Origin of the sequence: Burkholderia ambifaria AMMD (assembly GCF_000203915.1) — a bacterium.
Lineage (GTDB): Bacteria > Pseudomonadota > Gammaproteobacteria > Burkholderiales > Burkholderiaceae > Burkholderia > Burkholderia ambifaria.
Map to the genome: position 1 here is coordinate 833,873 of NC_008391.1, position 17,801 is coordinate 851,673.

At 70.3% G+C, this 17,801-nt stretch carries 16 protein-coding genes and 1 pseudogene; 11 read left to right on the forward strand and 6 right to left on the reverse strand.

Annotated features, from left to right (window positions below):
• Window positions 1–189 precede the first annotated feature (189 nt).
• Complete coding sequence (locus tag BAMB_RS35415) at window positions 190–396, reverse strand: hypothetical protein (protein ID WP_126225495.1); 207 nt, start codon at window positions 394–396, stop codon at window positions 190–192.
• A 116-nt stretch (window positions 397–512) separates the two neighbouring features.
• On the opposite strand from BAMB_RS35415, the gene cobA reads away from it, so the two are divergent.
• The 7 genes from cobA (at window position 513) to BAMB_RS19790 (ending at window position 6,581) form a co-directional block, all read left to right on the forward strand.
• Window positions 513–1,283, forward strand: coding sequence for a uroporphyrinogen-III C-methyltransferase (gene cobA / locus BAMB_RS19760; RefSeq protein WP_041491655.1), 771 nt, complete (start codon window positions 513–515; stop codon window positions 1,281–1,283).
• A gap of 165 nt (window positions 1,284–1,448) precedes the next feature.
• Window positions 1,449–2,045 (forward strand): ANTAR domain-containing response regulator, encoded by a 597-nt coding sequence (locus BAMB_RS19765; protein ID WP_011658941.1) that lies wholly within the window; start codon window positions 1,449–1,451, stop codon window positions 2,043–2,045.
• A gap of 5 nt (window positions 2,046–2,050) precedes the next feature.
• A complete protein-coding gene (locus BAMB_RS19770) occupies window positions 2,051–3,094 on the forward strand; it encodes a CmpA/NrtA family ABC transporter substrate-binding protein (RefSeq protein WP_011658942.1) in 1,044 nt (347 codons plus the stop codon).
• 167 nt (window positions 3,095–3,261) lie between these two features.
• A complete protein-coding gene (locus BAMB_RS19775) occupies window positions 3,262–3,861 on the forward strand; it encodes a uracil-DNA glycosylase family protein (RefSeq protein WP_011658943.1) in 600 nt (199 codons plus the stop codon).
• 32 nt (window positions 3,862–3,893) lie between these two features.
• Window positions 3,894–4,685: a YkgJ family cysteine cluster protein gene (locus BAMB_RS19780; protein ID WP_011658944.1), complete on the forward strand. Its 792-nt coding sequence runs from the start codon at window positions 3,894–3,896 to the stop codon at window positions 4,683–4,685.
• A 126-nt stretch (window positions 4,686–4,811) separates the two neighbouring features.
• A complete protein-coding gene (locus BAMB_RS19785; protein ID WP_011658945.1) occupies window positions 4,812–5,753 on the forward strand; it encodes a helix-turn-helix transcriptional regulator in 942 nt (313 codons plus the stop codon).
• 129 nt (window positions 5,754–5,882) lie between these two features.
• Window positions 5,883–6,581, forward strand: coding sequence for a fumarylacetoacetate hydrolase family protein (locus tag BAMB_RS19790; protein WP_011658946.1), 699 nt, complete (start codon window positions 5,883–5,885; stop codon window positions 6,579–6,581).
• 118 nt (window positions 6,582–6,699) lie between these two features.
• Here the strand turns inward: BAMB_RS19790 and BAMB_RS19795 are convergent, their stop codons facing one another.
• The 3 genes from BAMB_RS19795 to BAMB_RS19805 form a co-directional block, all read right to left on the reverse strand.
• Entirely contained in the window at window positions 6,700–7,911 is a 1,212-nt protein-coding gene (locus BAMB_RS19795; protein WP_041491478.1) for an MFS transporter, read from the reverse strand.
• A gap of 226 nt (window positions 7,912–8,137) precedes the next feature.
• Window positions 8,138–9,763 carry a trypsin-like peptidase domain-containing protein gene (locus BAMB_RS19800; protein WP_011658948.1) on the reverse strand — a complete coding sequence of 542 codons (1,626 nt, stop codon included), beginning with the start codon at window positions 9,761–9,763 and terminating at the stop codon, window positions 8,138–8,140.
• Between the two features lie 260 nt (window positions 9,764–10,023).
• Window positions 10,024–10,899, reverse strand: coding sequence for a LysR family transcriptional regulator (locus BAMB_RS19805; protein ID WP_011658949.1), 876 nt, complete (start codon window positions 10,897–10,899; stop codon window positions 10,024–10,026).
• 149 nt (window positions 10,900–11,048) lie between these two features.
• Between BAMB_RS19805 and BAMB_RS19810 the strand changes: the two genes are divergently transcribed.
• Window positions 11,049–12,302, forward strand: coding sequence for an MFS transporter (locus BAMB_RS19810; protein ID WP_011658950.1), 1,254 nt, complete (start codon window positions 11,049–11,051; stop codon window positions 12,300–12,302).
• 89 nt (window positions 12,303–12,391) lie between these two features.
• Window positions 12,392–12,499: pseudogene (locus BAMB_RS35025) on the forward strand (transcriptional regulator); the annotation flags it as partial.
• On the opposite strand, the gene pdxR reads toward BAMB_RS35025, so the two are convergent.
• Window positions 12,495–13,967 (reverse strand): MocR-like pyridoxine biosynthesis transcription factor PdxR, encoded by a 1,473-nt coding sequence (pdxR, locus tag BAMB_RS19815; RefSeq protein ID WP_041491479.1) that lies wholly within the window; start codon window positions 13,965–13,967, stop codon window positions 12,495–12,497. The pseudogene BAMB_RS35025 and the gene pdxR overlap by 5 nt on opposite strands.
• Window positions 13,968–14,373: 406 nt before the next feature.
• On the opposite strand from pdxR, the gene BAMB_RS19820 reads away from it, so the two are divergent.
• The gene (locus BAMB_RS19820; RefSeq protein ID WP_041491480.1) at window positions 14,374–15,573 is read left to right on the forward strand and encodes a GNAT family N-acetyltransferase; all 1,200 of its coding nucleotides are present in this window, start codon (window positions 14,374–14,376) and stop codon (window positions 15,571–15,573) included.
• A 22-nt stretch (window positions 15,574–15,595) separates the two neighbouring features.
• On the opposite strand, the gene BAMB_RS19825 is transcribed toward BAMB_RS19820, so the two are convergent.
• Window positions 15,596–16,048 carry a DUF3331 domain-containing protein gene (locus BAMB_RS19825; RefSeq protein WP_011658953.1) on the reverse strand — a complete coding sequence of 151 codons (453 nt, stop codon included), beginning with the start codon at window positions 16,046–16,048 and terminating at the stop codon, window positions 15,596–15,598.
• 494 nt (window positions 16,049–16,542) lie between these two features.
• On the opposite strand from BAMB_RS19825, the gene BAMB_RS19830 reads away from it, so the two are divergent.
• Entirely contained in the window at window positions 16,543–17,607 is a 1,065-nt protein-coding gene (locus tag BAMB_RS19830; protein WP_011658954.1) for a 2,3-butanediol dehydrogenase, read from the forward strand.
• Window positions 17,608–17,801: the final 194 nt, after the last annotated feature.

Consider the following 17,801-nt stretch of genomic DNA (forward strand, 5'->3'; position numbering starts at 1 on the left):
CCGTGCCATGTCGGCCCGAATCGCGCCGAAAGCCCCGCCGCACAACGCTCGCCGCCCGTCACTCCCCTCTTTGCGGCGCGCCGCGCGCGATTCGTTGGAATGCATCGAGGCACAGATGTGGTGCGCTGCAGCACTGTCGCCGTGCGACATCACGGTGCGCGCCGACGGTGCGTGATGCATGCCGATGCGTCAGTGCGTGGGCCCTGAGCCTTCGGCCACATGCGTGTGCAGCACCGATGCAGCCATCGGGCGGCGCATGCCGGCACGCGCGCCGTACCGTTCGCGCAGGCTGGCCCGGATATTGCTGAATCGAATGCACACACCGGCAATGGAGCCGGTGGGCGGCCCCCCGCGATGCGGGCGCGCCGTCGCAGGCAGGTACAGCAGACCGGACAACGACGTCCCTCCCGTGCACGGCACGGCCGGATGCCGTGGTCGCTTCGACCGCCCGCCGCCGCCGCGCGCACCGATACGCTCTCGACCGCCGCACGCACGCGGTACAGGAACACGACATGACGACTGGCAAAGTCACGCTGCTGGGCGCCGGCCCCGGCGATCCCGATCTCCTCACGCTGAAGGCCGTGAAGGCGCTGGCGGCCGCCGACGTGCTGCTGCTCGACGATCTCGTCGCGCCCGGCATCGTCGAACTCGCGCCGCACGCGCGCGTGATCCGCGTCGGCAAGCGCGGCGGCTGCCGCTCCACGCCGCAGGCGTTCATCGAGAAACTGATGCGCCGCTATGCGCTGCGCGGCGCGCACGTCGTGCGCGTCAAGGGCGGCGACGCGCTGCTGTTCGGCCGCGCCGGCGAAGAACTCGCGACGCTGCGCGCCGCCGCGATTCCGGTGGACATCATCAACGGCATCTCGTCGGGATTCGCGGCCGCCGCGAGCCTCGGCATCTCGCTCACGCACCGCGAGCACTGCCAGGGCGTCACGTTCGTCACCGCGCACCGCCAGGACCACGGTGAGCCGAATTGGACGGCACTCGCGGCCACCGGCACCACGCTCGCGATCTACATGGGGATGAGCCGCGTCGACAGCATCGCGGCCGGCCTGCTCGCCGCCTTGCCTGCGTCGACGCCGGCCGCCGCCGTGCAATGGGCCGGCACGCCGCACGAGCGCCGCTGGACCGGCACGCTCGGCGGCCTCGCACGCGGTGTGGCCGCAGCCGGGCTCGGCAGCCCGGCGGTGATCCTCGTCGGCGGCGCAATCGGCGAAGCGGCCGTGCAGCGCGTGCCGGACGCAAGCACCGCGATCGAAACGGCGTTCTCCCGTGCCGCGTAGCATGTTCGACGCCACGCGGCACCGGCCGCCCACCTATCATGAAAACAGCGGTGCCGATGGCGCCGGCCGCCGGACCGCCGCGTGCTGCGGCGGCCCGGTTTCCGCACGAGGCCGCCGCGCCCGATCCGCGCATCGCACCACGATTTCGCCGCAGCCGTTCGCCTCATGAGTACGCCTGTTCCTCCCCTCCGCCTGCGCGTGCTGCTCGTCACCGACACCGACAAGCCGATCGGCGAGCTCGGCGACGCGCTCGCGCGCCTCGGCTACGAAATGCTCAACGACGTCGCGACGCCCGCGCGCCTGCCGGCCGCCGTCGAGGAGCAGCGCCCCGACGTCGTGATCATCGATACCGATTCGCCGTCGCGCGACACGCTCGAGCAACTCGCCGTAATGCACGCCACGGCCCCGCGCCCCGTGCTGATGTTCAGCCACGATGCCGATCAGGACCTGATTCACGCGGCGGTCGGCGCGGGCGTCAGCGCGTATCTCGTCGAAGGGCTGTCGGCCGAGCGTCTCGCGCCGATCCTCGAAGTCGCGCTCGCGCGCTTCTCGCACGACGATGCGCTGCGCCGCCGGCTCGCCGACGTCGAGCGCGAACTCGCCGAGCGCAAGCTGATCGACCGCGCGAAGCGACTGCTGATGGACCAGCGCAAGCTGTCCGAACACGATGCGTATGCGTTCCTGCGCAAACGCGCGATGGATCAGGGGCTGCGCATCGTCGACGTCGCCCGGCAACTGTACGACGCGTCATCCCAATCTTGAATGCCATGACATCTTCGCCTCCCGCCGCGCCGGAACGCGCGCATCTTCGTCTCGGGTTCGTCGCGCTGAGCGACGCGGCCCCGCTGATCGTCGCGCAGCAGTTGAATCTCGGCGCACGCCATGGCCTGACGCTGGAACTGAGCCGCCAGCCGTCGTGGGCCACCGTGCGCGACAAGCTGCTGACCGGCGAGCTCGACGCCGCGCATGCGCTGTATGGGCTCGTGTGCGGGCTGCAGCTCGGCATCGGCGGCCCGCAGACCGACATGGCCGCGCTGATGGTGCTGAACCGCAACGGCCAGGCGATCACGTTCGCGCGCGGCCTCGCCGACGCGTATCGCGAAAGCGGCGACGTGCGCGCGGCGCTCGCGACGCTCGGCCGCAAGCCGCTGCTCGCGCAGACCTTTCCGACCGGCACGCATGCGATGTGGCTGAATCATTGGCTCGCGTCGCACGGCGTCGATCCGCTGCGCGACGTGCGCAGCGTCGTGATTCCGCCGCCCGAGATGGTCGCGGCGCTCGCGAGCGGCGAGCTCGACGGCTTCTGCGCGGGCGAGCCGTGGCACGCGGTGGCCGAGGCCTGCGGCGCGGGCCGGACCGTCGCCGTCACGAGCGAGATCTGGCCCGATCATCCGGAGAAGGTGCTCGCCGCGCGCCGCGAATTCGTCGCGCTGTATCCGGCCACGGCGCGCGCGCTGATCCGCACGCTCGTCGATGCGTGCGCGTGGCTGGACGATCCCGCGCACCGCCGCGAGGCGGCCGGCTGGCTTGCATCGCCCGACGCGCTCGGCGTGCCGGCCCGCCTGATCGCGCCGCGCCTGCTCGGCGACTACGGCGCGGGGCCGTTCGCGCAGCCGCCGCTGCCGATCCGCTTCCACGACGGCGGCGCCGTGAACCGGCCGGATCCGCGCGACGGCCAGTGGTTCCTGTCGCAATACCGGCGCTGGGGCATGCTCGACGGCGAGCACGACGACGCGGGGATCGCCGCAGCGATCGCGCAGACGGCGTTGTATGATGCTGCGGTCGCCGAAGGCGGTTCAGCGGGCGAGTGATCCTTCCGATTCGCAGGATGCCGGCGCCATGGGGCCGCAGGATCGACGCACCGCGCGATGCCGCGCCCTGCGGGCACGCCTGACGCGATGCGCCGGGCGGCACACGCACCGGCGCCGCCCGGACGCAGCGATATCCGCGCCGCCCCTTCCGTCCCCGTTCAGAATCAATGCCGAAACGAACGCGCACGCCGCTCGACGTGCTGCTCACTGAAATCCGCGCGTGCCGCGCCTGCGAAGCCGACCTGCCGCTCGGCCCGCGTCCGGTCGTGCGCGCCCATCGCGACGCGCGCATCCTGATCGTCGGGCAGGCGCCCGGCGCCCGCGTCCATGCGAGCGGGATCCCGTGGGACGATGCGAGCGGCAAGCGGCTGCGCGACTGGCTGGGCGTCGACGCCGACACCTTCTACGACGAGACGCGCTTCGCGATCGTGCCGATGGGCTTCTGCTATCCGGGCCGCGGCGCGAGCGGCGACAACCCGCCGCGCCCCGAATGCGCGCCACTGTGGATCGACCGGCTGCTCGCCGAACTGCCGTCGATCCGGCTGACGCTGCTGATCGGCCAGTACGCGCAGCGGCATTTCCTGCGCGACACGCGCAAGGCGACGCTGACCGACACCGTGCAGGCGTGGCGCGACTACGGCCCCGACGTGCTGCCGCTGCCGCATCCGTCGCCGCGCAACCAGGCGTGGTTCAAGCATCATCCGTGGTTCGACGCCGAGGTCGTGCCCGAGCTGCGCCGGCGCGTCGCGCCGCTGGTGGCGGGCTGACCGCAGCCGCTCGCATCGCGCTTCCCATCGACATGAATCACCACGACATCGACTTTTCATGCACCGGCTGCGGCCGCTGCTGCCACGACCTGCGCATTCCGTTGACCGTCGCCGAGGCCGTTGCGTGGCTGCGGCGCGGCGGCCACGTGGAGCTGCTGTGCGACGCCATGCCGTGGCCCGTCGAACCGGCCGCCGACGACGCGTTCGCCGCGTACAAGCGGGCACGTTCGTCGCCCGCGTTCAGCGGCACGTTGCCGATACGTGTCACCACCATCCTCACCGCATCGCATGCGGGGCCGTGCCCGAACCTGCGCGACGACCTGCGCTGCGGCATCTACGACGAACGACCGCTGGTGTGCCGGATCTATCCGGTCGAGGTCAATCCGTTCGTGCCGCTGATGCCGGACGGCAAGCAGTGCCCGCCCGACGCGTGGCAGCACGCGCCGCTCGCGCGCCACGGCATGATCGTCGACGTGCAAACGCGCGAGAACATCGCGCGCTCGCGGGAAGCAAGCGCGGCTGAGGCGCCGCTGCGCGCGCGACTGTGCGCGGCGCTCGGTATCGATGCGGCGGCCGTCGCGAACGAAGGCTTCGCGATTCATGCGCCGCCCGCCGATACGCTGCTGTCCGAACTGAACGCGCTTGCCGATCCGTACACGGCGGCGGCGGCGATGGCCGACGATCGCGCGGCTCCGGCATGGACGCTGCTGACAAATCGCACCGCGACTGCCGACACGCTCCGCTCGGTCGGCGCATCAAGCCGGCTCGCAAACGACGAGGCCGGCACGCGCTGCGGCTACCTCGGCTTCCATCCGGCAACGTAATTCGCCGTCACCGCGCGGAGCGCCCCGCCATCCGACCAGCCCGCGCGGATCGACCAGCAGATTCCGGCCGCGCGCGGTTCGCTGTACCATCGCGGCTCAACCGCGTCACGAACAGCAGAATCCTTCATGCCCTCCACCGCCCCGCCGCGCCTGTACGGGATGCCCGAACGCAGCGACCGGCTCGATTTCTACATCCGCGACCAGACGTCGCGCCAGGCGATCACCGAGCCGCACCGTCACGCGTATTTCCAGATCCAGTTCAACCTCGGCGGCGACACCGAGCAGCGGATCGGCGGCGTCACGCGGCCGTTTCCGCGCGGCGCGCTCGCGTTCGTGCTGCCGCACCGCGAGCACCTGATTCCGCATCCGGACGGCGCGCACTTCATCGTGATCAACTTCAGCCAGGCGTTCCTGCGCGCCGATCTCGACGTCGATCCGCTCGATCTCGAGGACGTTCCCGCACACCGCTTTCCCGAGCTGACGCCGTTCCGCTTCCAGGAGCATCTCGACTTCATCCTGACCGGCGACGCGTTCGACGAGGCGCGCCGCCTGGCGCTCTGCATGCTCGACGCCGACCGCGTGCGCACCTTCGGCTCGACCACGCTGCTGCGCGGCTACCTGCTGCAGCTGATCGGGCTCGTCTGCACGCAGTACGCGGGCGCGCTCGACAAGCTCGCGCAGCGCGGCGCCCAGCGCGCGGGCCGGCGCGACGCACTCGCGCGCGTGCTGCGCCACGTGCGCGCGAACCTGACCCGCGAGGACCTGACGCTCGCGGCCACCGCCGAGGCCGCGTTCCTGTCGCCGAACTACCTCGCGCACCTCGTGCGCAAGGAAACCGGCAGCACCTTCACCGATCTCGTGACCGAGCGCCGGATCGCGCTCGCGCAATCGCTGCTCGCGCATACGAGCCGCCGCATCGCGGACATCGCGCGCTCGGTCGGCTTCCGCGACGAAGGGTATTTCGCGCGGCGCTTCCGCGCGCGGGTCGGCGTGTCGCCGAAGGCGTACCGGGACGCCAACGCCGCGTTGCCGGACGCCGACGCCGCACCGGCGGCCGGCGACGCGTAGATTTGTCCGGTTAAAACGCAGTTGCGTCGCATCCGGGCGCGCATGCGTCGGGTATCGTTCCATGCATGCCGGCCCGCGGCGCACTGCGCGGGCGGCGGCATCCGTCTTTCCATCGAACGAGGCCATCCGATGTCCGCATATGTCATCGACGCTTCCGAGCGTCCTTCCGTCGAAGTCGATCAGTCGTCCGCGCGCTTTCCGGTGCGCCGCGTGTTCTGCGTCGGCCGCAACTACGCCGATCACGCGCGCGAAATGGGCGCCGATCCCGACCGCGAACCGCCGTTCTTCTTCATGAAGCCGGCGGACGCGATCGTCCCGGCCGGCGGCACCGTCCCGTATCCGCCGCTGACCAGCGACCTGCATCACGAAATCGAGCTGGTCGTCGCGATCGGCAAGGACGGCCGGTCGATCGACCCGGCCGATGCGCTGTCGCACGTGTGGGGCTACGGCGTCGGCGTCGACCTCACGCGCCGCGACCTGCAGGCCGAGGCAAAGAAACTGAGCCGGCCGTGGGACTGGGCGAAGGGCTTCGACGCGTCGGGCCCCGTGACCGCGCTGCGCTCGGCGAGCGTCACCGGCCATCCGGCGAGCGGGCGGATCTGGCTCGCGGTGAACGGCGAAACGCGCCAGCAAGGCGATCTCGCCGACATGATCTGGGCCGTGCCGGACGTGATCGCGTACGTGTCGCGCTCGGTCGAGCTGAAGGCCGGCGACCTCATCTTCACCGGCACGCCGGCCGGCGTCGGCGCGCTGCAGCCGGGCGATCGCGTGACGGGTGGCGTCGATGGCGTGGCGACGTTCGAGTTCGTGATGGGGGCGAAGCCGTAAGGGGATATCCAGGCCCATGCGACGCGACGTCCATCCGACGGCCGTCGCGTCGATCCCTGCCGATCCGCGCCGCGAAGCCATCGCGCCGGATCGGCATGCCGTTCATGCGTGCCGTCGATCACGCATCCTGTTCGCGTGCGTCGAAGATGCGGATGCACCCGGCCGCCGCCAACGCGATTGCCGCGGACAGCAACATCACGACCAAAGGCGCATAACCTGCGTTGCGCACGGTCAGCACCGCGCCCGTCAGCGACGACAGCGCGGCGCCGCCCGCGATCGTCATCGCCCCGACCAGCCCCGATGCGCTACCGGCCAGGTCCGGCCGCACCGACATCGCGCCGGCATGCGCACCGGGATTCGACAGCCCGTTGCCGACGCCGATCAGCACGCACGGCCCGAACCATGCGATCGCATGCGTCGCACCGCCAAACAACAGCGCGAGCGCGATCACCGGCCCCATGCATGCGACCACGCGTGCGCACAGGATCGTCGCGGCGAGCGGATAGCGGTGCGCGTGACGCGCGGCCAGAAAGCTGCCGCACACGAAGCCGGCCGTGATCGTCCCCATGTACAAACCGATTTCCGCCGGCGGGATGCCGAACTTCGCTTGCGCGGCGAGCGGCGCGCCGGCCAGGAACGCGTAGAACGCGCCGGTCGAAAAGGCCATGCAAAGCGCATACGCCCAGAAGCGGCGCGCACGCAGCAGCGCCGGATACGCGCGAAGCTGATGCGCAAGCGTGGTGGCGCGCTTCGTATGGGTTTCCGCGAGATCGAACCCGCACCAGCCGAGCAGCGCGATACCGGCCGCGCCGAGCAGCCAGAAACTCGATCGCCAGCCGACCGTCTGATCGAGCGCGCCGCCGAGCGTCGGGCCGATCATCGGCGCGAACGCGGCCGCCATCGCCGCATAGCCGATGCGGCTCGCCGCGCGTTCGCCGCCGGCGGTGTCACGCAGCGTCGCCATCGACACCGGATAGACCGACGTGATCGCCGCCTGCATCAGCCGGCACGCAAGGAACATGCGGATATCGGTCGCCATCGCGCAGCCCAGCGACCCGAGCGTGAAGACGCCGAGGCTCGCCAGCATGATCGGCCGTCGCCCGAACCGGTCCGACAACGGCCCCATCACGAACTCGAGCGACGCGGCAACCGCCGCGTATCCGCCGAGCGCCAGCGCGACGAGCCCGTAGTCGGCGTGCAGGTCGCGCGCGATCGCGGGCAACGACGGCAGCAACATGCTCAACGGCAGCACGGAAAACGCGCACAACAGGATCAGCGTCGCGTGTCGGGGCGACGCCGGTTCGGAAGCAATCGGCAGGTTCGGTTGCAAGCGGATACCCTCCTCGCACGCGCCGCGGGGGCCGTGCGCGATGCAAAAAAACCCCCGAGCAAGTCGGGGGCGCATGGGTGCCGGCGCGGTGCCGCTACCGGCCCCTGCGCCTGCGTACTACCACGTTGAAGTTTGCCGCTTTCATGCCGGATGGCTCCTGAACGCCCGAATCCCGGGCAGCGATGTCGGACGATGGTAGGCCCACGCCCGCGCTCCCGTCAACGCCCTACCGCGCCCGCACGGACACGAACTTGCGCGCGTTCTCGCGCTGGATCAGCACCGCGATCACGCCGCCGCTCGCTTCGAGCGCCGGCACGTCTTCCGGCGTTTCGAGCAGCGTGTCGTTGAGTTCCAGCACGACGTCGCCCGGCCGGATGCCCGCGCGCGCGGCCGGCCCGTGCACCGCATCCACCATCATCCCGACCGCGAGCCCGGTCGACCGCCGTTCGGCATCGCTCAGCGGATGCATCGTCAGCCCGAGCCGATCGCCGCCATCGGCCGGCCGTGCGGCGGCCATCGCCACGCCCGCCGCCCCGGCAGTGCCTACCGTGCCTGCGCTGCCCGTCGCGGGCGCGTTGTAGGGCGCGTTGTAAGCCGCGGTGTCGATCGCGTCACCAGTCGCCGCTCCCGTGACCGTCAGCCGCATCGGCGTGCGGTTGCGGATCAGCCGCAGCGGCACCTTCCCGCCAGGCGGCAACGCGGCGGCCAGGTCGTTCAGCTCGGCAGCCTGGCCGATCGGCTTGTCGCCGAACTGCACGATCACGTCGCCGGGCTTCACGCCGGCCGCGGCGGCCGGCGAGCCGGGATCGACGCCGTTGACGAGCGCGCCCACCGGACGCGGCAGACCGAACGCGGCGGCCAACCCGGCGCCGACATCCTGTACGTCGACGCCCAGCGCGTTGCCGGACGACACGGACGACATGCGCTGCGCCTGCGCGTTGGTCCGCATCTGCGCCTGCGCTTGCGCACGCACCTTCATGGCGAACGCGATCGGGATCGCGAACGTCGTGCTCGCGTAGCGGTCGGCGCCGGTATAGACCTGCACCGCGATGCCGATCACCTCGCCCGCGCGGTTGAACACCGGGCCGCCCGAGTTGTCGGGATTCACCGCGATGTCGGTCTGGAAGAACGGAAACGCGCTGCCGTCCGGCAGCGGATGCGCCGTCGCGCTGACGATGCCGGCCGTGACCGTATTGCCCGAGCCGTCGGGCGCGCCGATCGTCATCACCGGTTCGCCGGCGCGCACCCGCGCCGAATCGCCGATGCGCACGAACGGCAGCTTCGTCGCGTCGACGCGCAGCACCGCGACGTCGCTCTGCGGATCGACGGCCAGCACCGTCGCCTTCAGGTCACGACGATCGGCCAGTCGCACCGTCACGTCGGTCGCGTCGGCGACGATATGCGCAGACGTCAGGATCAGCCCGTCGGGGCTGACGATGAAGCCCGAGCCGCTGCCCGCGATCGCGCGCGGCGACGTATCGGGCAACGGCGCCTGCGGGCCCTGCCCGGGCATGAGCGGAGGCGGGGGCGCAGGCGGCTGCGCGCCGCGGCGGAAGAACCCGGTGAGCGGATCGTCGGGTTCGAGGATCGCGAAGGCGGGGCCACCGGGCTGCTGGTCGGGGCCGGTGGTCATGATGGTCACGACCGCCGGGCCGTAGCGGTCGACGATCGCCGGAAAGTCGACCGGCATCGAGTAAGCGCGTGTGGCGGGCCTGCTTTTCATGACAGGCGGTGGGGCGGGCGTCGCGACGGTCCCGGCACGGGTGGGCGGCGACGACGACAAAATGCCGGCGAATACGCCCCCGATCAACGCGGTGCGAAGCACGGCGCGAGCAAGCGTCTGGCGAACCACGGTGCACCTCCCCCGGCAGTCGCGGCGACGTCTCGCGCGAGACACGCGGACGCCCGGCAGGCGCCGGTACACGCATCCATTTATAGTCCACACGGCGTCGGCCATATACGATTCGGAAACCCGCATGCCAGCGGTCGAATGGCGGCAAAACCGCCCCGGCGTTCGTTCCGGACAAGTTTCGCGGTTCGTCAATCGGAATATTCACCACACATTGCGTGCGAGGCGCGCGGCCGCGATAGATCCCGCACCACCGTCCCGCGCTACCACGCTAGCGCCAGAAAATTGCGCACGACCGCGGACGGATCATCGCGTCGCGACGCGATCGCGAGCCTCGCGCGCAAACCATCGCCGGCGACCGGCCGATACACGACGCCCGCGACCTGCACCTGCGTGATCGCCTTCGGCACGATCGACACGCCGAGCCCGGCCGCGACGAGCGTCACCGCGGACGTGATCTGCGGCGCGGGCTGCGCCATGCGCGGTTGAAACCCGGCGGCATTGCACGCGGCGACGATGTCGTCGAACAGCGCGCTGCCGGCTTCGCGCGGCACCTGCACGAATGCTTCGTCGGTCAGCTCCGCCAGATCGATCCGGCGCCGCTGCGCGAGCCGATGCGCGACCGGCAACGCGACGAACATCGGTTCCTCGTCCCAGTCCGCCCCCACCAACGTGTCGGCGATACGCCGCTCGGGGCGCACGATCGCGACATCGAGCCGCCCGGCCTCCAGCGCCTCGAGCAGCACGCCGGAGGTCGCCTCCTGCAACGTCAGCTCGGCGTCCGGAAACGCTTCGCGAAAGCGGCGAATCAGGTCGGCCACTTTCGAATTGAACGCCGCCGTGCCGGTAAAACCCACGCGAAGCTGCCCGATTTCCCCGCGCGCGGCCCGCTTTGCCGCGCGTGCCGCGCGCTCGGCATCGTCGAGCACGCGCCGCGCCTCTTCCGCGAACACCTCGCCGGCGACGGTCAGTTCGGCGCCGCGCGCGGTCCGCTTGAACAGTTCCACGCCGAGTTCGCTTTCGAGCGCCTTGATTTGCTGGCTCAGCGGCGGCTGCCCCATGCCGAGCGTTTCCGCGGCCTTCGTGAAGTTCGACGTGGCGGCCACGGCCAGAAAGTATCGGAGATGCCGAAGTTCCATGTGCGAGGTGATCCCGGGGTGGATGGAAGCGCGACGTGCGCGTCCAGGTCAGTCGTAAAACGTATCGCTACGGTTTCTTTCATATATTGGACATATGTATGAGCGTGCGCAAGAATTCGGGGTATTCCCTGGACAATCAGGTGCAAACCATGTCTTCCCCTGCGATTCCGCCCGCCGCGACCCGCGTCCCGAACGCCACGCCCGATGCGCTGCCCGCCGGCGTGTCGCCGCGATCCGCGGCCTACAAGCGCATCGCGCTGGCGCTGTTCCTGGCCGGCTTTTCCACCTTCTCGCTGCTGTATTGCGTCCAGCCTTTGCTGCCCGCGTTCGCGCGCGAGTTCCATATCGGCGCGGCGTCGAGCTCGCTGTCCCTGTCACTGTCGACCGGGCTGCTGGCGGTCTCGATCCTGTGCGCGGGCGCGCTGTCCGAACGCGTCGGGCGGCGCGGGCTGATGTTCGCGTCGATGACGCTGGCCGCGCTGTTCAACGTGCTGGCGGCGATTTCGCCGAACTGGAACCTGCTGCTGATCTGGCGCGCGCTCGAAGGTTTCGCGCTCGGCGGCGTTCCGGCCGTGGCGATGGCCTATCTTGCCGAGGAAATCGCGCCCGACGGGCTCGGGCTGTCGATGGGGCTCTACGTCGGCGGCACCGCGTTCGGCGGCATGGTCGGGCGGATCGGGATGAGCGCGCTCGAAGAGTACTTCTCGTGGCGCACCGCGATGCTGACGATCGGCGTCGTCGACCTCGTCGCGGCGATCGCATTCGTGATGCTGCTGCCGCAGTCGCGGCGCTTCGTGAAGCGAACCGACCTGACGCTGCGCCATCACCTGCGGCTATGGAACGCGCAACTGCATCACGCGCGGCTTCCGTTCGTGTTCGCGATCGGCTTTCTCGTGATGGGCTCGTTCGTGACGGTGTACAACTACGCCGCGTTCCGGCTGACGGCCGCGCCGTTCAACCTGAGCGCGACCGCGTGCGGGCTGATCTTCGGCGCCTACCTGTTCGGGATGGTGTCGTCGTCGAGCGCGGGCGCCCTCGCCGATCGGCTCGGGCGCGCACCCGTCCTCGTCAGCGGCATTCTCGTGTTCGCGGCCGGTCTCGCGCTGACGCTGTCGCATTCGCTCGTCGCGATCATCGTCGGGATCGTGCTGATCACGATCGGCTTCTTCGTCGCCCATGCGGTCGCGAGCGGCTGGGTCGGGCACCTTGCCGGATCGGCGAAGGGGCACGCCGCGTCGCTGTATCTGCTGGCCTATTACCTCGGATCGAGCGTGCTGGGTTCGGCCGGCGGCACGGTGTGGCAGCACGGCGCATGGGGTGCGGTGGTCGCATATGTCGCGGTGTTACTCGCATTGAGCCTGGTGGCCGCGCGCCGGATCATTCGCGCGGAACGCGTGCGGTAAGCGGCGTCGCGTCACGCGCGGGCCGGCACACGGCCCGCGGACCGCTTGCGGCTCGACTCCGCGATCTGCTGTTCGGCAATCCACACCCTGTCGCGATCGCGACCGAGGCGATCGCCGACTACAAGGAACGCGTGTCGCTGCCCTGCTTCCAGTGGCATCACGCGGCCGTTGTGCCGGCCGACCACCCGCTATTCAATCCCCCGCGACCCGATGCGCGATCGCCGACAGCGTCCGCAGCATCGGCGCGAACGCATCGGCCGACGTATTGCCGAAGCCGAGCACGAGCCCGTTGGCCGCCGACGTCGCGTGGAGCGAAAAACCCGACAGCGGAAACGGCCCGATCCCATGCTCGCGCGCCGCCTCGACGATCGCGCGGTCGCGATAGCGCGCCGGCAGCCGCAGCGCCAGATGCAGCCCGCACGGCCCGCCTTCGACCTGATGCGGCGCGGTGAACGCGTCGTCCAGCGCGGCGAGCAGCGCGCGCCGCCGGTCGCGATACAGCCGGCGCATCCGCCCCAGATGCCGCCCGTACTCCCCCGACTCGATGAAATCGGCAAGCGCGAGCTGCACGTGGCGCGTCCCGCCGCGCAGCATCTCCGGCAGCGCCGGCCGCACCGCCGCCAGCAGCGCGTCGGGCAGCACGAGAAAACCGATCCGCAGCGCCGGAAACATCGTCTTGCTGAACGAGCCGAGATAGACGACCGGCGAATCGGCCGCGAGCCCCTGCAACGCGCCGATCGGCTCGCCGGTGTGACGAAACTCGCTGTCGTAGTCGTCCTCGATGATCCACGCGCGATGCCCGCGCGCGGCGTCGATCAGCGCGAGCCGGCGCGAGATCGACAGCACCGCGCCGGTCGGAAACTGGTTCGACGGCGTCGTATAGACGAGCCGCGGCGTCCGTTCGCGCCAGTCCGCGTCTTCCGCGCGCAGCCCCTCCGCGTCGACCGGCATCGGCACGACGTCGAGATCGGCCGCCTGCATCGCAGTGCGCGCGCCACGATAGCCGGGCTCCTCGACCCAGACCGTATCGCCGGGATTCGTCAGCAGCTGCGCGCACAGCGCGATCGCGCCCTGTGCGCCTTCGGTGATCACGATCTGCTCGGGATCGCAGCGCACGCCGCGCGTCACGGCCAGATGGCGCGCGATCGACTCGCGCAGCGCGCGCTCGCCGAGCGGGTCGCCGTACGCGAGCAGGTCGCGGCCGGCGCGGCGCAGCGCGCGGTCGATCGCGTGCCGCCACGCATCGATCGGAAAATGCGACAGCGCGGGCACGCCCGGCCGAAAAGCGTCCGACTCGCCGGTGCCGATCAGGCTCGGACGCATCCGGCCGAGCCGTTGCGCGACGACCGGCGGAGCGGCCCGCCGACGCGGCGGCGCCGGCCGCGACAGGCCCACCACGCGCGTGCCGCGACGATCGGATTGCAGGAAGCCTTCGGCGACGAGCTGCTCGTAGACGGCCGCCGTCGTATTGCGCGACACGCCGAGCGTCTCGGCCAGCGCGCGCGTGCCGGGCAGCCGCGTGCCGGCCGGCATCGCGCCGCCGAGAATCGCGTCGCGCACGCGTCGCAGCAATTGCCGCTGCAACGAAGGCGCACCGGCCGTGCGCGCGAGCGGCGCGTCGAGCGGCATTACCGGCGCGGTGCCGGAAGGAAGGGTTGTCGTCATCAGCGTATGGCGGCGTGGAGGTTTCGGTGCATGGCGCGGCGATCGGTGGCGCAATCCCGGCGCCGTCGCGGGCATCAACGTGGCGCACCCGTGGCAGCATCAATCAGCGTATGGCGGCGTGAAGGTCTCGGGGCATGGCGCGGCAATCGATGGCGCAATCACGGCGCCGTCGCGGGCACCAACGTGGCGCCATAAATCAGGGTATGGCGGCGGGGAAGTCTTAATGCACGGCGCGTCGATCGCGGCACAATCACGGCACCGTCGCGGACACCGACATGGCGCCGCTGCGGCACCCCCGTGGCACCATAAATTCATCGTCATCTGGCGCTTCTCATGGTACCTCGCCGGGACTACGATCGTCTGCATGCCGGCATGTCGCCGGCCGCCAACCGAAGCGAGATCGACCTTGTCCACGCTCACCAACGACTTCCAGCAGCCGATCGGCCGCCCCGTTCCCGACTGGTCCGCGCGCCCGCGCCCGGAGCGCATCGTGCTCGAGGGCCGCTACTGCCGCCTCGAACCGCTCGACGCCGACCGCCACGCCGCCGACCTGTACGCCGCATACGCGCAGGCGCCCGACGGCGCCGACTGGACCTATCTCGCGCACGGCCCGTACGCCGACGAGTCGAGCTACCGCGACTACGCGCGCGGCGCGGCGGCGAGCACCGATCCGCTGCACTACACGGTGATCGACCGCGCGACGAACCGCGCGGTCGGCACGCTCGCGCTGATGCGCATCGATCCGGCCAACGGCGTGATCGAGGTCGGTTCCGTCACGTTCTCGCCGCTGCTCAAGCGCACGCCGATTTCGACCGAAGCGCAGTACCTGCTGATGAAGTACGCGTTCGACACGCTCGGCTACCGGCGCTACGAATGGAAGTGCGACGACCTGAACGCGCCGTCGCGCAAGGCCGCCGCCCGGCTCGGCTTCCGTTACGAAGGCACGTTCCGGCAGGCGATCATCTACAAGGGACGCAGTCGCGACACCGCCTGGTTCTCGATCGTCGACGGCGAATGGCCGGCCGTGCGCGCCGCGTTCGAAGCCTGGCTCGCGCCGGAGAACTTCGACGCCGGCGGCGTGCAGCGCGAGTCGCTCGTCGCGATCCGCCACGCGCAGGCGCGTGCCCGCGACGCGGCCGGCCGTGCGAACGACGCGACGCGCGTCACGGTCCGGCCGCTCGTCGCCGCCGACGAAGCCGCGTGGCGCCCGCTGTGGCAGGGTTATCAGAAGTTCTATGACACCGCGCTGAGCGACGCCGTGTTCGCGACGACGTGGGCGCGCCTGATGGATCCCGCCGAACCGATGTTCGTGCTCGGCGCATTCGACGCGTCGGGTGCGTTGATCGGCATCGTGCACGCGATCTACCACCGCTCGTGCTGGACCGAAGGGCCGTACTGCTACCTGCAGGACCTGTTCACGGCGGCCGACGCGCGCGGGCAAGGCGCCGGCGGCGCGCTGATCGAGGCCGTGTACGAGCGGGCCCGCGAAGCCGGTGCGAGCCGCGTGTACTGGCTCACGCACGAAACCAATACGGCCGCCCGCGCCCTGTACGACAAGCTCGCGAACAACGCGGGGTTCATCCAGTACCGGAAGGATCTCAAGTAACGCGTGGATGCAACCGCCGCGTTCAGCCGAGGGCGTCGACCGGGTCCGCCGCCTCGCCGCGGGCCGGCGCAACGTGACGCACGATGCCGGCCGCGTCCGGCACCGACGCGGGGTGGATCATCTCGTCGCCATTGACGGGCACCGGCCGCCGCACCGGCCGGTACACCGGCTCGCCCGGCTCGATCGGCTGCCCCGAGATCGCGCAGCGGCCCGGCTGCGACGCGGCGTGCAAGCGCCAGCGCTGCTCGCCGTAATGACAGCGCCCGCTTTCGCTCCAGCGCACCAGCAAGCCGTTGTCGCCGGCCTCCAGGACCGTGACGAACAGTTGCGGCCGCAACGGTGAAACGCCGGCCGCGACAGGCTCCGGCACCGGTGCGCGATCGTCGCTCGCCGACGGCATGACGTCCCGCTCGTCGGCTACCAGCATGTGATACGACACGTATTCGCAGATCAGGCTTTCGATGAAGTTCGGCATGCTTGACGACATTCCGTTGAAATTGACACGGGCCGCGCACCGCGCGCGATCGGGCTGCCGCAGATGATACAAATTGAAGTTAACTTCAAGTAAAGCGGAATGTGCGCAACGATGCGTTTCGCTGATCGGCACAATGGGCTGGCATAACGGCATGCGACGGAGCCCGCCGCCGAGCCACCCGTCTCGCATTTCGTCTCAAACGGCTGAGACGAATGTCCCGGCGTCTCACGCGAACCCCGCCATCGCAATTGCAGCAAATTCCGCGAGCAATTCTCGCGACATCGCCGGATGCCAACGCAAGACATACCTGCTGCACCGCACACCCTCTCCCCGCCCCGCTCGCCACCCGAGCGCCGATTCAAGCTGGCCCCGTTCCTGCATATCGGTCGCTCGCGCAATCGCGCGACGGACGCACCGGCCGCTTGCCGCGCGTCCGACGACAACCTGACGGAGACAGCAACGTGAGCACACCGGCATCGAACACCGCACCCAGCATGAAGGCCGCCGTCTGGCACGGCCGCAACGACATCCGCGTGGAAGAAGTTCCCGTTCCGGCGCACCCGCCGGCCGGCTGGGTCCAGATCCGCGTGCACTGGTGCGGAATCTGCGGGTCCGACCTGCACGAATACGTCGCCGGGCCCGTATTCATCCCGGTCGACGCGCCGCACCCGCTGACGGGCCTGAAGGGCCAGTGCATCCTCGGCCACGAGTTCAGCGGCGAAATCGCGGCGCTCGGCGCGGGCGTGACGGGCTTCGCCCTCGGCGACCGCGTGACGGCCGACGCGTGCCAGCACTGCGGCACCTGCTGGTATTGCAAGCATGGGCTGTACAACATCTGCGAGAACCTGGCGTTCACCGGGCTGATGAACAACGGCGCGTTCGCCGAATACGTGAACGTGCCGGCCGAGCTGCTGTACAAGCTGCCCGAGAACTTCCCGACCGAGGCCGGCGCGCTGATCGAACCGCTCGCGGTCGGCCTGCACGCGGTGAAGAAGGCCGGCAACATCGTCGGCCAGACCGTCGTCGTGGTCGGCGCCGGCACGATCGGGCTGTGCACGATCATGTGCGCGAAGGCCGCGGGCGCCGGGCGCGTGATCGCGCTGGAAATGTCGGCCGCGCGCAAGCAGAAGGCGCTGGAGGTCGGCGCGACGGTCGTGATCGATCCGAAGGCGTCGGACGCGATCGCGGAAATCAAGGCGCTGACGGGCGGCTACGGCGCCGACGTGTCGTTCGAGTGCATCGGGCACACGGCCACCGCGCAGCTCGCGATCGACGTGATCCGCAAGGCCGGCAAGTCGGTGATGGTCGGCATCTTCGAGGAGCCGACGTCGTTCAACTTCTTCGACATCGTGTCGACCGAGAAGGAAGTGATCGGCTCGCTCGCGTACAACGGCGAATTCGCGGACGTGATCCGCTTCATCGCGGACGGCCGCATCGACGTGCAGCCGCTGATCACCGGGCGAATCACGCTCGGCGACATCGTCACGCACGGCTTCCAGGAGCTGGTCAACCACAAGGACCGGAACGTGAAGATCATCGTCCAGCCCGCGACGGCCTGACGAACGCGAGACCGGGCAACCGGGCAAGCGGGCAAGCGGGCAAGCGGGCAAGCGGGCGATGATCGCCGCGTGACGGCCGGACGCGGTGCCGGGCGGCCGCAAGCGGCCCCCTCGGTAGCATAGGCACGACTCGCCGTCCGCCCGGCCCGCACGCCCGCCCGCATCCGGTGCATGCACAACGGCGCCGGGTGCGG

What these genes read in the sequence shown, in the direction of transcription:
- cobA (WP_041491655.1), top strand. Translation starts at nt 513, where the DNA reads ATGACGACTGGCAAAGTCACGCTGCTGGGCGCCGGCCCCGGCGATCCC.
- BAMB_RS19765 (WP_011658941.1), top strand. Translation starts at nt 1,449, where the DNA reads ATGAGTACGCCTGTTCCTCCCCTCCGCCTGCGCGTGCTGCTCGTCACC.
- BAMB_RS19770 (WP_011658942.1), top strand. Translation starts at nt 2,051, where the DNA reads ATGACATCTTCGCCTCCCGCCGCGCCGGAACGCGCGCATCTTCGTCTC.
- BAMB_RS19775 (WP_011658943.1), top strand. Translation starts at nt 3,262, where the DNA reads ATGCCGAAACGAACGCGCACGCCGCTCGACGTGCTGCTCACTGAAATC.
- BAMB_RS19780 (WP_011658944.1), top strand. Translation starts at nt 3,894, where the DNA reads ATGAATCACCACGACATCGACTTTTCATGCACCGGCTGCGGCCGCTGC.
- BAMB_RS19785 (WP_011658945.1), top strand. Translation starts at nt 4,812, where the DNA reads ATGCCCTCCACCGCCCCGCCGCGCCTGTACGGGATGCCCGAACGCAGC.
- BAMB_RS19790 (WP_011658946.1), top strand. Translation starts at nt 5,883, where the DNA reads ATGTCCGCATATGTCATCGACGCTTCCGAGCGTCCTTCCGTCGAAGTC.
- BAMB_RS19805 (WP_011658949.1), bottom strand. Translation starts at nt 10,899, where the DNA reads ATGGAACTTCGGCATCTCCGATACTTTCTGGCCGTGGCCGCCACGTCG.
- BAMB_RS19810 (WP_011658950.1), top strand. Translation starts at nt 11,049, where the DNA reads ATGTCTTCCCCTGCGATTCCGCCCGCCGCGACCCGCGTCCCGAACGCC.
- pdxR (WP_041491479.1), bottom strand. Translation starts at nt 13,967, where the DNA reads ATGACGACAACCCTTCCTTCCGGCACCGCGCCGGTAATGCCGCTCGAC.
- BAMB_RS19825 (WP_011658953.1), bottom strand. Translation starts at nt 16,048, where the DNA reads ATGCCGAACTTCATCGAAAGCCTGATCTGCGAATACGTGTCGTATCAC.
- BAMB_RS19830 (WP_011658954.1), top strand. Translation starts at nt 16,543, where the DNA reads ATGAAGGCCGCCGTCTGGCACGGCCGCAACGACATCCGCGTGGAAGAA.